At 62.5% G+C, this 15,017-nt stretch carries 13 protein-coding genes; 3 read left to right on the top strand and 10 right to left on the bottom strand.

Annotated features, from left to right (window positions below):
* Positions 1–8: 8 nt before the first annotated feature.
* The 7 genes from MOV63_RS02020 to MOV63_RS01990 are packed head-to-tail and all read right to left on the bottom strand — an operon-like array spanning position 9 to position 8,104.
* Positions 9–1,559, bottom strand: a complete 1,551-nt coding sequence (locus tag MOV63_RS02020; protein ID WP_247031277.1) for a gamma-glutamyltransferase — start codon at positions 1,557–1,559, stop codon at positions 9–11.
* On the bottom strand, positions 1,556–2,233 hold the full coding sequence (locus tag MOV63_RS02015; RefSeq protein WP_040124443.1) for an RraA family protein: 678 nt from the start codon (positions 2,231–2,233) through the stop codon (positions 1,556–1,558). Before MOV63_RS02015 ends, MOV63_RS02020 begins: the two co-directional genes overlap by 4 nt.
* Entirely contained in the window at positions 2,230–3,882 is a 1,653-nt protein-coding gene (locus tag MOV63_RS02010; protein WP_247031276.1) for an ABC transporter ATP-binding protein, read from the bottom strand. The genes MOV63_RS02015 and MOV63_RS02010 overlap by 4 nt, the downstream gene beginning before the upstream one ends.
* Positions 3,879–4,715, bottom strand: coding sequence for a creatininase family protein (locus MOV63_RS02005; protein ID WP_247031275.1), 837 nt, complete (start codon positions 4,713–4,715; stop codon positions 3,879–3,881). The genes MOV63_RS02010 and MOV63_RS02005 overlap by 4 nt, the downstream gene beginning before the upstream one ends.
* On the bottom strand, positions 4,715–6,292 hold the full coding sequence (locus MOV63_RS02000) for an ABC transporter substrate-binding protein (protein WP_247031274.1): 1,578 nt from the start codon (positions 6,290–6,292) through the stop codon (positions 4,715–4,717). The genes MOV63_RS02005 and MOV63_RS02000 overlap by 1 nt, the downstream gene beginning before the upstream one ends.
* A 41-nt stretch (positions 6,293–6,333) precedes the next feature.
* Positions 6,334–7,173 carry an ABC transporter permease gene (locus MOV63_RS01995; protein WP_247031273.1) on the bottom strand — a complete coding sequence of 280 codons (840 nt, stop codon included), beginning with the start codon at positions 7,171–7,173 and terminating at the stop codon, positions 6,334–6,336.
* Between the two features lie 10 nt (positions 7,174–7,183).
* Positions 7,184–8,104, bottom strand: coding sequence for an ABC transporter permease (locus MOV63_RS01990; RefSeq protein WP_040125722.1), 921 nt, complete (start codon positions 8,102–8,104; stop codon positions 7,184–7,186).
* A 124-nt stretch (positions 8,105–8,228) separates the two neighbouring features.
* Here MOV63_RS01990 and MOV63_RS01985 point away from each other — a divergent pair, with 124 nt between their 5' ends.
* On the top strand, positions 8,229–9,197 hold the full coding sequence (locus MOV63_RS01985; protein ID WP_247031272.1) for a LysR family transcriptional regulator: 969 nt from the start codon (positions 8,229–8,231) through the stop codon (positions 9,195–9,197).
* A 111-nt stretch (positions 9,198–9,308) separates the two neighbouring features.
* Positions 9,309–10,847 carry a tannase/feruloyl esterase family alpha/beta hydrolase gene (locus MOV63_RS01980; protein WP_247031271.1) on the top strand — a complete coding sequence of 513 codons (1,539 nt, stop codon included), beginning with the start codon at positions 9,309–9,311 and terminating at the stop codon, positions 10,845–10,847.
* 102 nt (positions 10,848–10,949) lie between these two features.
* Here MOV63_RS01980 and MOV63_RS01975 read toward each other — a convergent pair whose 3' ends face one another.
* Positions 10,950–11,219 (bottom strand): hypothetical protein, encoded by a 270-nt coding sequence (locus tag MOV63_RS01975; protein ID WP_040124451.1) that lies wholly within the window; start codon positions 11,217–11,219, stop codon positions 10,950–10,952.
* 79 nt (positions 11,220–11,298) lie between these two features.
* On the bottom strand, positions 11,299–13,221 hold the full coding sequence (locus MOV63_RS01970; RefSeq protein WP_247031270.1) for a glycosyltransferase family 2 protein: 1,923 nt from the start codon (positions 13,219–13,221) through the stop codon (positions 11,299–11,301).
* A gap of 59 nt (positions 13,222–13,280) precedes the next feature.
* Between MOV63_RS01970 and MOV63_RS01965 the strand changes: the two genes are divergently transcribed.
* Positions 13,281–14,165, top strand: coding sequence for a transporter substrate-binding domain-containing protein (locus tag MOV63_RS01965; protein WP_405029294.1), 885 nt, complete (start codon positions 13,281–13,283; stop codon positions 14,163–14,165).
* A gap of 38 nt (positions 14,166–14,203) precedes the next feature.
* Here the strand turns inward: MOV63_RS01965 and MOV63_RS01960 are convergent, their stop codons facing one another.
* A complete protein-coding gene (locus tag MOV63_RS01960; RefSeq protein WP_040124456.1) occupies positions 14,204–14,869 on the bottom strand; it encodes a helix-turn-helix transcriptional regulator in 666 nt (221 codons plus the stop codon).
* Between the last annotated feature and the right edge of the window lie 148 nt (positions 14,870–15,017).

The raw sequence follows: 15,017 nt of genomic DNA, 5'->3' as shown, positions 1-15,017 counted from the left end.
GGTCTCGTTCAGGCTGTGGCGGCGTAGGCGGCCGGATAGGTGATGTCGGGCATGCCGATGAAGGCATTGCCGCGCCTTCCCACCATGCCGGGAGCGGCGAAGGGCCGGGGATAAACGACGGCTGCGGCGGGCTTCACCTTGGCGATCTTTTCGAGTGCCTCGATCTGCTCGGCGGGCATATCGACATTGACGATGATGTCGTTGTGCGGGCCGGTGGTCATGCGCGGCAGGTTCATCGCCTCCTCGATGTCGAGGCCGGCATGCAGGATCATGCCGGTGAGCTGGGCTAGCGACGGCACGATCTGGTTGCCGCCGGCCGCACCATAGGCTGCGAAAGCCCCGTGTTCGTCGGTGATCGCCACCGGGCACATGTTGCTCGGCGCATAGGCGTTCGGCGTCAGCGAGTTGGCGCGGCCGGGTGTCGGGTCGAACCAGGACATACCGTTGTTCAAGAGGATTCCGGTCGAGGGCGACAGGGCGCGGGCGCCAAAACGGTTGAGCAGCGTGAAGGTGATCGCGACCATACGACCTTCGGAATCCACCGCATTGACCTGCGTCGTGCTGGTCTTGTTGGTCGTCTCGGCGGGATTGAGGCGTTTGCGATGAGCGCCGAAACTTTCCCAGAGGGCTTCGGCCATGACTGTGAAGAAACCAGCGTCGACCGGGCCTTTTCCGCGCTTCCTGTCGAAGTGATCGAGCGCGTCGAAGAGCCGCTGGCCGGCGCTGGTTTCCCCCGCCACATGCAGGGTTTTGCCCTGCAATGGCATGGTTCGGGACGGATAGAGGAGGGGGGCGTAACTGGCCATGTCCTCCAGGGTGATTGAGCTGCCGCCGGCATTGAGGTCGGCGACCAGCCTCTCGCCGATCGCGCCGCCATAAAGCGAATCCGGGCCTTCGTTGGCCAGTTGCTCCAGCGTCTGGGCGAGCTGGTGGAGCGGCAGGGTGGCGCCGGGTTCCGGCGCATGGCCGCTCGGCAGGAAGATCGAACGGGCGCCGGGATCCATGGCGAGTTCGCCTTCGGCGATCGCAATGGCCAGCGTCGTATGCCAGTCGACATACATGCCCTTGCGGGCACGATCGATCGCGGGCTGAAGTACGCGATCGAAGCCGATCGAGCCGTAGCGTTTCAAGGCTTCCGCGAAGCCGCGCACGCAGCCCGGCACGACCGCCGCTGTGAAACCGCGGACATTGCGGTTGTCGATCGAAGCCGGGTGGCCGATGAAGGTCTTGATGCTCGGATCGGGCTTATAGAATTCCTCGTCGAAAGTGGAAGGTACGCGCCCTGTGAATTCGACGACCTCGACCTTTCCGTCCGGCTGGGCGACCAGCATGTAACCGCAGGCGGCGAGGCTGGTCATCCAGGGTTCGACGGTCTGCAAGGTGAAGGCGGCAGTCACGGCAGCGTCGACGGCATTGCCGCCCGCTGACAGGACCGCCGCCCCAGCCTCGGCCGCCGCGTAGTGCTGGGAGGTAACGACGCCGCGTTCGCTGACGCCGGCGACCTTGCGATAGACGCCGCGCTCGACGCGGAGATGATTGTATTGCGGATTTTCCATCATTTCGGCTCCAGCGCAGCGGCAACCAGACGGCTGGCACCCGAGAGGTCGCCGAGCTTTTCGCCGGCTGCGATCTTGTCCTTGTTGCGGCCCGCCCGGGCCTGGCGCGCGATTGCCTCCTCGACGACATCTTCAGCTTCATCGACCGGGATCACCACGACGCCGCTTGCATCGGCAACCACGATATCGCCCGGCATGACCGGGACGTTGCCGCAGGAGATCGGCAGGTTGAGCGAGCCGCCGAGATCGTTGAGCCGTGTGGTGATACCGGAGACACCGCGTGACCAGAACGGCAGATCGAGTTCAAGAATTTCCTCGACATCGGTGCAGGGACCGTCGAGCACGACGCCGATGGCGCCGGCGGTCTTGATCGCGAAGGCGACGCCGCCGCCGATGCAGGCATGCCGGTCGTCACCGAGCCTGTCGACGAACAGGAAATCGCCGGGGCGGATGAAACCGATCGCGTGGTGGAGAAGGGTGGAGTCGGTTGCCGGGATCGCCACCGTTACCGCCGTGCCGACCAGCGTCCTGCCCGGCTCGACAACGGGGGAAATCGAATGATGCACGAAACCGCGGTGGCGAAAATGGCCGATGGTCGCCACTTCGACGCTTTCGAATTTGGCGATCAGTTCCGGGTCGACCTGTTTCGGCACGCTGCCGATATGATATTTCTTCATGGGGTTTCCTCCCGGGATTTTACCGTCCCGGCCTCGTTTTCACTGGAGTGACGCTGCCAGCCCTTGCCGGGCACGGCGGCGAGCAGTTCCTTGGTGTAGGTTTCCTTCGGCGCACCGAACAGCGAGGCCGGATCGCCGCGCTCGACGATCCGTCCGTTGCGCATCACCGCGATGTTGTCGCAGATCTGGCTCGCGACGCGCAGGTCGTGGGTGATGAACAGGATGCCGAACCCAAGTCTCTCTTGCATGTCGGCGAGCAGTTTCAACACCTGCGCCTGCACAGAGACGTCGAGGGCGGAGACACTCTCGTCGGCGATCAGCAATTCCGGTTCGACCGCGAGTGCGCGGGCGATGCAGATGCGCTGCCGCTGGCCGCCGGAGAACTCGTGTGGGAAACGGGTGGCCGAAGCGCGGTCGAGGCCGCAGGCTTCGAGCAGGTCGAGGGCGCGCGCCATCGCCGCCTTGCGGTCTAGGCCGTGGATGACCGGGCCTTCGGCGATGGAATCTCCGACCTTCTGCCGCGGATCGAGTGCGGTGTACGGATCCTGGAAGACGATCTGAACCTTGCGGCGTGCCTCGCGCAGCGCCTTGCCGTTGAGGCCGGCAAAATCGCCGCCGGAGATCAGGATGTCGCCGCTTTCCGGCTGCACGAGGCGGATGACGCATTGCGCCAGCGTCGATTTTCCGGAGCCGGACTCGCCGACGAGCCCCAGCGTCTCGCCACGACGGATGGTGATATCGACGTCGTCCACCGCCTTCACGGTGCGGCCGCCGCCGAAGAGGCCGGAGCGGGCGAATGTCTTGACGATGTTCCTGGCGATCAGCACTGGGTTGCCGAGGCCTTCGCGTTCTTTTCGCGGCGTCAGTGTCGGCACGGCGGCGAGCAGGCGGCGGGTATAGTCTTGCCTGGGGTGGTTGAGGATTTCGTCGCGGGTGCCGATCTCGACCAGCTTGCCCATCTGCATGACGGCGACGCGGTCGGCGATCTCGGCGACGACGCCGAAATCATGGGTGATGAAGACGATGCCGGTATCGTGTTTGGCGCGCAGGTCCAGCATCAGCTTGAGGATCTGCGCCTGGGTGGTGACATCGAGCGCGGTGGTCGGCTCGTCGGCGATCAGCACGGACGGATCAAGGGCGAGGGCGGTGGCGATCATCACCCGCTGGCACTGACCGCCGGAAAGCTGATGCGGATAGGAATGGTAGATCTGCTCGGGATTTGGGAGCTGAACTTCGCGGAAGAGATCGATCACCTTCTTGCGGATCTCGGCCCCACTCAGCGACGTGTGGATGCGGAATGTCTCCGACACCTGTTCGCCAACCCGGAAGATCGGGTTGAGTGCCGCCGTCGGCTCCTGGAAGATCATGGCGATGCGTCGGCCGGTAATGTCCCGGCGGGTCGCCTCGTCGAGGGTCAGCAGGTCCTTGCCCTCGAACATCACCTTGCCCGCCGGCCGCCCGAGGTTGCGGGGCAGGAGCCCCATTGTGGCGAGTGCGGTCAGCGATTTGCCGGAGCCGGATTCGCCGACGATGCAGAGGATTTCGCCCTTGCTGACCGATAGTGACAGGTCTTCAACCGCAAAGGCGCGATCGGCGCCGCGTGGCAGCAGCACGTTCAGGTGCTCGATGGAAAGCCGCTCGTTGCTCATGAGGCCGCCTTGTCCGTCTGCGGTGAAAAGGCCGTCACCGAGCGCATGTCGCAGCGGCGCAGGTGCTCGACGAAGCGGGCGCAGAAGCCGACGAGATGTTCGACCATCTTCTCGCCCTTTTCGGCACTGGCGAGCAGCGGATCGCCGCCGAGCATGCCATCGGCATTCACCTCGTCGCAATTGAGCGGCACATGCACCGGCATGCCCTCGAACTGGACATTGTTGACGCCGCCGGTCGGCAGGCCGAAGGCTTTTTCGCGCACCGAGGGGCGGGCGAGATCCATGCGCATCAATTCGGGGAAGAGATGCAGGTAGATCGACGTCAGCGGATCGCCGCCATGGCCACGGGCTGCGGCGGCAGAAGAGCCGTGCAGCTCCTTCCAGAGGGTATCCGGGATTGCCTGCCAGAGATTGATGAAGGCGACGGAAACGCCGCGCTCAGCGCGGATGCGGCGAAGCGTCTGGTCGAAAAGCGGCGCATTGCTGGTATGGCCGTTCAGGATCAGGATATGCTCGATGCCGTGATCCAGAAAGGCGGTCACGGTGTCCTCGACCACGGCCGAGAAGGTCGAGGCCCGGAACTGGATGCCGCCCGGAATGGTCTTGAAGAAATCGGCATAACCAAACGGGATGATCGGCGCGACGATCGCGTCGGAGGCTTTCGCTATTTGTCCCGCCACCGCTTCAGTCAGCATGAAATCGCCCATCGGGGCGTGGGGTCCCTGTTCCTCCTGGCTTCCGAAGGGCAGCAGGATGACGGGCTTTTCGGAAAGACGTTCGCGGAACTCCGCGAACGTCATGTCCTTCAGCGCATGCTTGCGTTTGATGCTCATCATACGAACTTGAAGTAATCGCCGTAGATGCGCATCTCGCCGTTCGGCTTGAACTTGAACTGGATGCCGGCGCGGTGGGCGCAGTTGTAGACGCTCTTCCACATGTAGTAGCCGGGCGTCACCTTCTGCCAGGCGTCCGAAAGTTCCAGATAGGCTTTTTTTCGGTCCTCGAACTCGATCGCCTCGTCGAACTTCTTGCCGGCAGCCAGATATTCCGGCGTCGGATCCCAGGTCTTCCAGGTGGCCGTGGAGCGCGATGCGGTCGGGCCCCAATCGAGCCACAGCGGCTGATAGGGATCGCCGGGGATGAAATCCGAGCTCATCGACATGTTCATCAGATGGTAGGGGCGGCGGTAGACGAGTTCGAAATTGTCGAGGATCTGCGCCTCGACATTGATGCCGACCTCGCGCCATTGCTCGACCATGATTTCGGCTGCCGCCTCGTAGTTCGGATAATACTGGCGGGTGATGTGCCAGAGGAGCTTCTCACCCTTGTACTTGGTCTTGGCGACGAGCGCCTTGGCGGCTGCGACATCGTAGGGGAGTTTCACCGGCAAGTTCGGGTCATAGAATTTGCCGTATTCCGTAAAGTTGAACGGAACCGCCGGGTGTTCCGTCGTGCCGTTGAAGAGCGCCTGGACGATCGCGTTCATGTCGATCGCCTGGACCATGGCGTAGCGCAGGTTCGGATCGACCAGCGGATTGTCAACCGGGTCCGGACGCGTGTTGAAGGCGAGAGCCGGGTAATTGTCGGCCAGAACGCGCTTCAGCGTCACGCCGTGATATTTTTCGAGCGCTGCTTCCTGGTCGGTCGGAATGTTGACGATGAAGTCGAATTCCTTGGAGACCAGGCCAGCCATGCGGGCGGCAAATTCCGGAACGATCTTCCAGGAGATCTGCTTGACCGGCGGCGGACCGTCCCAATAGTCGTCGAAGGCTTCGAGAACCATGATTTCGCCGGAGCGGAAGGTCGTCACCTTGTACGGACCGGTGCCGATCGGCTTCTGGCCGAAGGCGTCGACGCCGACTTCCATGTAATATTTCTTCGGCACCACAAAGCCGATATAACCAGTGAGCTTGCTCGGGATGTTCGGATCCGGCCGCTCGGTCTCGATCTCGAACGTATATTTGCCGGTCGCTTCGACGCGCTTGAAGCCGGCGGTAAAGGTCTTGCCGCGCGGTTCGAACGGCTTTGCGCCCCAGAGGCGTTCCGGCGACAGCGTGAAGACCGCGTCTTCCGCCGTCATCTCCGTGCCGTCGTGGAACTTGACCCCTTCGCGCAGGGTGAACTTCCAGACGTTGCCGTTCTGCTCCCATTTGGTGGCGAGCTTCGGCGCAAAGATCAGGCCGTTCTCGTCCTTGATGTAGTCGCGGTCGACGAGGTTGTCGTAGAAATTCGGGAAGATACGGCGCGACGTCGTCGAGATGCCGTTGATCGTCGCCATGTTGGCCCAGAGATTGTCGACCGCGATATTCAGCGACGGCCTGTCCGCAGCGTTTGCCTTCGGAAGGTTGCCCACCATCGACAGGGCCCCCGCTCCGAGGATGAGACTTCCCACTTCACGTCTTGTAAACATCGTTCCACCTTCCCTTGTTCATTTATATTCGAGCGGCATTTTCAGGTTGTTCGGGCACGCAGCATCGGATCGAGGCGGTCACGCAGCCAGTCGCCGACGATGCTCATCGAAAGAGTGACGAGAAAAATGACCAAGCCGGGCCAGACCGAGATCCACCAGGCGGTCGAGAGATAATCGCGGCCGTCGCCGAGGATCTGGCCGAGGCTGGTCTGGGGCGCCTGGATGCCGAGACCCAGGAAGCTGAGCGAGGTTTCCAGCAGGATGATCTGCGGGAATGTCAGCGTCACCTGGACGATCAGGGCGCTCGCCACGTTCGGCAGCACGTGTTTGAGATAGAGCCGGCCGTTGCCGGCGCCGAGCGCGACGATCGCCTTGGCATAGGGCTGGTTGATCGCCGACAGCACCACGCCGCGGGAGAGGCGGGCGTATTTTTCCCATCCGAACAGGCCCATCAGGATGATGAACAGCGTCATGCTGTTGCCGAAGAAGGCAAGCAGCGTCAGCGTGATGAGGATGAAGGGCAGCGATGCCTGGAAGTCGACCAGCATCATCAGTCCTTCCTCGACCCAGCCGCGGAAATGCGCGGCGATAAAGCCGATCGCGGAGCCGACGACAGCGCCGATGATCGTGCCGGCGATCGCCACCGAAAGCGACATCCGCAGGCCGGCGATCACCCTTGCCACCATGTCGCGGCCGATGCGGTCGGTGCCGAGCGGGAAGCTCGGACTGCTGCCGGTCATGAAGGCCGGGGGCTTCAGGCGGGCGAGCAGATTCTGCTGCGACATGCCGTGCGACGTGAAGACATTGCCGATGATGGCGACGGTCACGGCGGCCGCCAGGATAATGATGGCGAGAACGAGAATGGGGGAAACGCGCTTCATTTGCCGGCCTTCAATTCTGCACGCGGATGCGCGGGTCGAGGAGGCCGTAGAGCAGGTCGACGACGAGGTTTGCGAGCACCATCGTCACCGCCATGATCAGCACCAGCCCCTGCACGACGGCAAGGTCGCGCGAAGAGACGGCGGTCACCAGCAGGCGGCCGACACCTGGCCAGGCAAATACCGTTTCGACGACGATGGCGCCGCCGATCAGCTCGCCGAGATTGAGGCCGATGATCGTGACGAGCGGGATGCTGGCATTCGGCAGCGCGTGGAAGATGATCCGTTTCCAGTAACCGACGCCCTTGGCGGCCGCGGCCCGGATATAGAGCTTGTCCAGCACTTCCAGCATGGCCGAGCGCGTGAACCGCGCCAGCGTTCCGGCCGTGAAGGTTGCAAGCGTGATGGCGGGCATGATCAGATGCCAGACGGTGCCTGTTCCCGAGCTGGGAAGCCATTGCAGGCTAAGCGAAAAGAGCAGGATCATCAGGATGCCGAGGAAGAAGTTCGGCAAAGCGAAACCGAACACGGCGGTCGCCATGATCAGATTGTCGAAGGTCGAGCCGCGCTTGATGGCAGCGATGATGCCGGCCGGAACGCCGATCAGGATGGCGCCGATATAGGAGAAAACGCCGAGGATCAGCGTCCAGGGAACGCGCTCGACGATGATGTCGATGACTTCGCGGCCGTCGCGGTAGGAAATGCCGAACTGGCCGGTCGCCATCTGGATGACGTAGCGGAAATACTGAATCCAGAGCGGATCGTCGAGACGCCAGAGCTGGCGGAACTGTTCGACCTCCTCAGGTGTGGCATCGGCGCCGACAAGTGCCACGACCGGATCCCCGGACGTTCTCAGTACCACGAATGCGAAAGTCACCACGAACCAAAGCGTCAGCACGGTGCGCAGAATTTTTAATACCCAGAAACGCGTCATCACGCTCCGTTCCGGGAGCCGAAGCTCCAGCTGTTCCAACTTTATCGTCTTTTTTTTGAAAACTAATCACGGGAATAGATTATTATCTATTACAAAATCGAGCGAGCATTGATATGTTTTAGATATGAAATACGGCATCGAATTTCGTCACCTCCACTATTTCGCCTGCGTCGCCGAAGAGCTGCATTTCAGCCGAGCCGCAGACAAGCTCGGCATGGCGCAGGCTCCGCTCAGCCAACAGATCCGTCAGCTCGAAGATCGCCTCGGCACCAAGCTCTTCCGCCGCACGACGCGGCGCGTAAAACTGACGCCGGCAGGCGAAATCTTCCTGCGCCACGCCCAGGAAATCCTAGGCGGGATCGACAGGGCGGTCACGCATACCCGTTCCATTTCCGGTGATGATAGCGGAACGATTTCCGTCAGCGGCGTGCATGTGGCGTTATCGCATGTCCTGCCGCCGGTAATTTCGGACTTTCGAAAGCGCTATCCGGCGATGACCGTCGACGTGCAGGTGCTCGGCACGGCACAGCAGCTCGAACTGCTCCAGAACAACAAGGTTCAGGTGGCCTTCATCCGCCCGACCAACCCGGCAGGCTTTCTGAAGACCGAGCATATCCTGCAGGAAGGTTTCGTGGCGGTGCTGCCCAGGGAGCATCGGCTGGCGCAGAAGGAAAACCTGACCGTCAAGGATTTCGCCGGCGAACCCGTCATCACCTATGCCCCGACCGTCGGAGCGAGCTACTATCACGCGATCATGGGTGCGTTGCGCCGCGCTGGCGTCTATCCGGTCATCGTGCAGGAGGTCTCGCATACTTTGGCGATCGGCACGCTGGTGGCGGCCGGCGTCGGGATTGCGATTGCGCCGTCCTGGCTCGCCCACAATCCCAGCCCATATCTCGTCTACCGGCGGCTCGACGACATCCCCGCCGAAGTCGAATTGCTCGTCGCCTGGCATGCGGAGGAAAAATCGAAGATCGTGCTCGATTTCGTCGAGACGACGCGTCGGGTTGCAGCAATGAAGGATGTGAGAACCGCGATCAGGTGGCCGATCAAGTCTATCCCGCCGACCCAATTGGAATCGGTCGACGGATGATGGTCAACTCGGCCAGGCACATCGTGCAGCCTTGATTGACAGGGAGCCTGAAATCTGGTGCGATTGTCGCGCGGCTTGAGGAGGCTGCGTCACGGAGGAGGACGATCGGATATGGTCAAGCTGCTTGTAGCCACAGCTTTTGTTGCCCTCATGCCCGGCTTGACGCCGGCCGTCGCCGCGGATTCTTCGCCCGAAGCCCAATGCTCGGCGGCGAAGAACCTTCAGCTGCCGACTTTCGACATGAAGGTCGCGAGCGCCGATCACGTCAAGGACAAGGGACCAGCGCATTGTCTCGTCAGCGGGTCGTTCGAGCACCGGACCGGCGCGGACGGCAAGCCTTATGCGATCGGGTTTTCGATCGCCCTGCCGGACAATTGGACCGGAAGGTTTCTGGTGCAGGGCGGCGGGGGCCTGAATGGCGTCGTGCGGCCGGCGGTGGGGGACGTGGCCTCCGGAGGCAAAAATGCTCTTTCCCGCGGTTTCGCCGTCATTTCCCATGACAGCGGCCATAAGGGCGAGGTCTGGGACACCTCCTTCAGGGCGGACCAGATAGCCACGCTGAATTTCGCGGGCTGGTCGGTCGAGAAGGTCACGGCCCTCGGCAAGGCATTGGTCGCCGCCTATTACGGCAAGGGCGCCGATCGCTCCTATTTTGCAGGGTGCTCGACCGGCGGCCGCGAGGCGATGGCCTCCGCGCAACGCTTTCCCACATTGTTCGACGGCATCATCGCCGGGGCTCCTGCCATGCGCACAAGCCGTTCGAACATGTCGCTCGCCGCCAAGAACGTCGCGATGAACAAGATATCTCCGGCCGGTGCCGATGGCGCGCCGGACCGCTCGAAAGCCTTTTCGGATGCCGACCGCGATCTGGTCCTCAAGGGAATACTGAAGGCCTGCGATGGCCTTGATGGCCTCGAGGACGGAATGATCGCAAATCCGGGCGCATGCAAGTTTGACCCGGCGAGCCTTGTCTGCCCTGCCGGTAAAGTCGACGGTTGCCTCACGAAGCAGCAGGCGGACGTCGTGGCCGAGACGTTTTCGCCGACGCTTGATGCATCGGGCCGGCCGGCCTATGTGGCGTTTCCCTACGATACGGGCGTCATGAGCACGACAGATCCTATTCCTGGGCTCATGCGGTTCGATGACAAGCGCAATCGGCAGTTCAAGAACAACGCCATGAGTTTCGATGTGGACGATGCCGTCGAGAAAGCCGATATCGGCGATCCGCAGCAGCGGCTGATCAACGCCGACCAATGGACGGATCTCAGTTCCTTCGCCGCCCGAGGAAGCAAGATCATTTTCTTCCATGGGGTGAGTGATCCGTGGTTTTCCTCCAACGATACGGTCGGTTTCTTCAACCGGATGAGCACTGCGACCAAGACAGGTAAGCCGGTGGAGGACTGGGCGAAGCTCTATCTCGTTCCGGGCATGAGCCATTGCAGCGGCGGACCAGCCGGTCTCGACCAGTTCGACATGTTGACCAGGCTGATCGACTGGGTGGAAAAAGATGAAGCTCCACGAAGCGTCGAAGCGTCGGGCAAGGCTTTTCCGAACCGCACACGACCGCTATGCCCCTATCCGTCGCACGCGCAATACAAGGGAGAGGGGAGTGCCGACAGCGCGGCAAGCTTTGAGTGCCGCAATAACTGACGCGGGCGCGTCCATGAGATGCCCGCACAGCGGTCGGAACTTCATGTGAATAGCGCGGCCGTTTCCTGCGCGTAAATTTTCAATCTGTCATCCCTGCTGACTTCACATCAATCTGCCCCAGGCCGGGTCCCACTGCACCCCTTCGGAAAGCTCGACGAAGATCGGCGGCTTGTCCGGTCCGCGGTTCTTGTTTTCAGCCATTCGGAAGGCGGCTTCGGGCTCCATTTCCTCGCCCGGAAAAATCGCGTCGTCTTCGGAGGGCTCGGCGATCTTGCGAATGAAGCCGCGGATCTGGTCGCCGGAGTGATAGAACTTGATGATGAGAGCGCCGGGCGCGGGTGCGCCGCCGTGATAACGGTAATAGGTATGCATGGGTCTCCTCCATAGTCAGAGCCTTATACCTGACGTCCGGGGAGCGGAAATGTTCCGGCGTGCGAGGCGTGATCGTGGATCAGGTCCTTTTGCCGGTCGGCCGGTGCGGCGTCTTGTTCCAGAAGAAGGGTTTTGACCGCAGCTCGATCACCGCCCGCCAGGCGGCGGCCGAGGTCATCATCCAGTAGAGCGGCACGCCGATCCAGCGCCAGCCGACCAGTCGCCGTTCGTGCTCGACCATCGGGCCTCTCCCGAGCCCGACGAAGATCAGATAACTGCCGAGGATGTTGATGGTGTCGATGATGAAAAGCGAAAGCACCCCGGCTGGAATGCCGTCCGCCGGCGCGTCCAGCATGGAATAAGTGCCAACGCCCATGAAGATGATGATCAGCGGATGCAGGAGCGACGAGACCAGCATGCCGCCGATCATCAGCTGAAAGATGCAGAAGGCTGGAAACCCCATCTCGCCGATCAGCCGGCGCGGGTCGCGCATCAGCACCAGCCAGGTCTGCAGCCAACCTTTGAACCAGCGGCTGCGCTGGCCCATCCACACGCGCATCGTGGTCGGTGCGTCTTCAAGTGTCTGGCGGGTGATGACATCCGAGTGATAGCCGAGGCGATACAGGCGAAAACCGAGATCGGCGTCCTCGGTGACGTTGAAGGGATCCCAGCCGCCGGCGGCACGCAGCGCTTGGGTTCGGAAATGATTGGACGTGCCGCCGAGCGGCAGCGGCATCTGTCTGCGCGCCAGCATCGGCAGCAGCCCGCGGAAGAGGCCGCAATATTCGAGCGAAAACAACGCGCTGATCCAGGATTCCCGGGCATTGGTGATGATCAGCGGCGCCTGAAGGCAGGCGACGTCCGCTGCCGAGGCGCGGAAGCGTGCATAGGCCTCGCGCAATTGCTGCGGATGCGGCCTGTCCTCTGCGTCGTAGATCACCAGAAACTCGCCTCGAGCAGCCATCAATGCATAGCTGAGCGCCTTGGGTTTCGTGCGCGGCGTCGCGGGCGGTACCTCGACGATCTCGAAATGTGAGGCGGGCTTCAGCACCTTCAGCGCAGCAATTGTACCCTGGTCGTCTGCCTCGCAGACGAGCTTGATGTCGAGCAGGGAGGGCGGCCAGTCGAGCCGCCCGAGGCTGGCTATCAGCTGTTCTGCCACCGCAGCTTCCCGGTAGAGCGCGACCATCACCGTGTAACAGGGAAGCGCATCCTCTCGAGGCGGCGCGGCTGGCGGGACCGGCCCTGCGAATTGTTGCCGGGTGAAGGCGGCGAGCCGCAGGACAAGGGACGCGAAATAGATCAGCGACAGAAGAATATGCAGGAAAAGCAGGGTCTCGATCGGCACTGCGATCAGCGCAGAGGCGAGGGCGGCAAGTCCAAGCCCGGCATAAAAACCCTGAGAACCGGAGAGCACGATGCGGGCCGAAAACTCGGGAAAACGGTCGAAAAGCCCGTCAATCGTCTCGCGCACGCGCCGCGCCGCGCCGGTTCTCCAGACAGCTCCGCGGATTGCTGATGGAGTGGTGATCGCAAGGTCCTGCCCGAGCAGCGGCATTGCAAGCAGTGCCGCCTTGAGGTCGGCAAGCCGCGTCGCTTCGGGCACGACCGCCACCTGCGGCGCCTTGTGCCGATGGTTGATCCTGATCTGGTTCGGGCGTTGCAACTGCGTGTCGAGCCCCGGCATATCGGCGACTGAGCCCGGATCGATCTCCGCGATGAAGGGCAGGCGAAGGTAGCGCGCCATGGCGCCGTAATAGGCCGCCTCATCAACCTGACGGCTGTGAAGCAGCTCGCTTTCGATGCTGGTGCCGTTGCGCCGTGCCCTGTCAGTGAGCGTCGCAAGCAATGGCTTCGAAAAGCCGAGCGCCGAAAGGGCGACGAGTTCCGGATCGTCGGCCGCAGTGCCCTGGTCGCTCGGCAGATTTCCGATCAGGGCCGGATTATGCCGCGCATCGTCTTGCACCGGCAGCGTTGCTGGCGGATATTCCCCTAACCGCATGTTTCTGCTACACCGCCCGCAAGCGAACGCCCCAACCTGTCCCGATCTGGATCATAGAGATGCATCCCATGATTGCATCCCCGAAAATCAAGGGGGTTTTCAATCTTCTGCAGCTTTGCCTTGTAGCCGGCGGGATCGTTTCCGCCGCAATCCCGGCCCGTGCCGCCGAAGGCAGCAATCCGCTGCCTTTGATGTTCGATGCCAAGGAGCGGCTCGCCCGCCCTGATCTTTCCACGATCATCCGGGTGCGCATCCTGACGAGCGTCGATTTCCCGCCGTTCAATTTCGCCGACCAGACCGGCCGGCTTGCCGGCTTCAATATCGACCTCGCCCGTGAAATCTGTTCCGAACTGAAGATCGAGGCGAAGTGCCAGATCCAGGCGCTGCCCTTCGACGAATTGGAAAAGACCCTGGAAGGCGGGGCCGGCGAAGCCGTCATCGCCGGCATTGCCGTGACGCCGGAGCGGCGCCAGCGGTTTGCCTTCTCGCGGCCTTATCTCGGCGTGCCGGCCCGTTTCGCCCGCAACCTGAAGGCCAGGATCGACGGCGATACGGCGGCAGCGCTTTCCGGCAAGCCGGTCGGCGTTGTCCGGGGCACCGCTCACGAGCTGATGCTGAAGGCGTTTTTCCCGAAGGTCACCGCCACGCCGTTCGACACTTACGAGGCGATGCTGGAGGCTTTGAAGATCGGCAAGGTGGATGCCGTCTTTTCCGATGGCCTGAGACTGCCCTTCTGGGTCGCCGGCGAAGGTTCGGCGAAATGCTGCGCCCTCTTCGACGGTCCCTATCTCTCGGAGAAATTCCTCGGCGAAGGCCTGTCGATAATGCTGCGCAAGAACGACCCGCTTCTGACGGCCGCCGTCGACCAGGCGCTCAGCGTTCTGTCGCGCAACGGCCGCCTGCAGGACATCTACCTGCGTTATTTCCCGAACGGGCTTTACTGATCGGCGAGTAGGAGCAGTTTCCTACCCGCTATTCAAGCTCACTGGCTCGCCCAGATGATGCGGGCGATCCATTCCACGTCGGAAAGATCGAAGCTGCGGTTCGGATGTTCCGGGTTGAGCGAGAGCAGTTCCACGGTCCGGGCGCTCTGGCGGGCGAGCACTTTTGCCATCACCTCGCCTTCCTTGGTCTTGAGCACCACGCGGTCGCCGCGGCGCACCTGGGCGCCCGGTTCGACGATCAGCACGTCGCCGTCGCGATAAAGCGGCATCATCGATTCGCCCTGGATTTCCAGCGCATAGACGCCGGCCTTGCGGGACGGGTCGACCGGAAATTCCACCACGTCCCAGCCCTGGCCGGCCGGAAACCCGCCATCGTCGAAAAAGCCGCCGGCGCCGGCCTGCGCAAATCCGAGCAGCGGGATGGAGCCGCCCTGCGGCGGGAAATTGCCGTCCGGTATCGAGGAGCGGCCGGGAACGGCGGGCAGATAGCTCATGAACTGGTCGATCGTGGCACCCGTCGCTTCGAGCACCTTGGCGATCGATTCGGTCGAGGGCCAGCGCAGCCGCCCGTCCGGTCCGAGGCGCTTCGACTTGTTGAACGAGGTGGGATCGAGGCCGGCGCGCCGCGCCAGTCCGGAGGGCGTCAGCTGGTGGCGTTGGGCGAGCGTATCGATCGCGCTCCAGATCGTATCATGTGACAGCATCGTCGTCCGTACCCGTGACCGGTGCGCGAGACAAGCCGGACAAGCCAGCGCTCTGCGAACCTCTCGCCCTTGACCGATCAGACTTTTGTCGACCAGACTCTCTAACGCTCCGTTCCAGCGGGCTGCCGGCTCGCGCGCACACCCCGAA

Origin of the sequence: Neorhizobium sp. SHOUNA12A, from assembly GCF_023006505.1 — a bacterium.
Classification (GTDB): domain Bacteria; phylum Pseudomonadota; class Alphaproteobacteria; order Rhizobiales; family Rhizobiaceae; genus Neorhizobium.
This window is presented reverse-complemented; position numbering and strand designations above follow the sequence as displayed.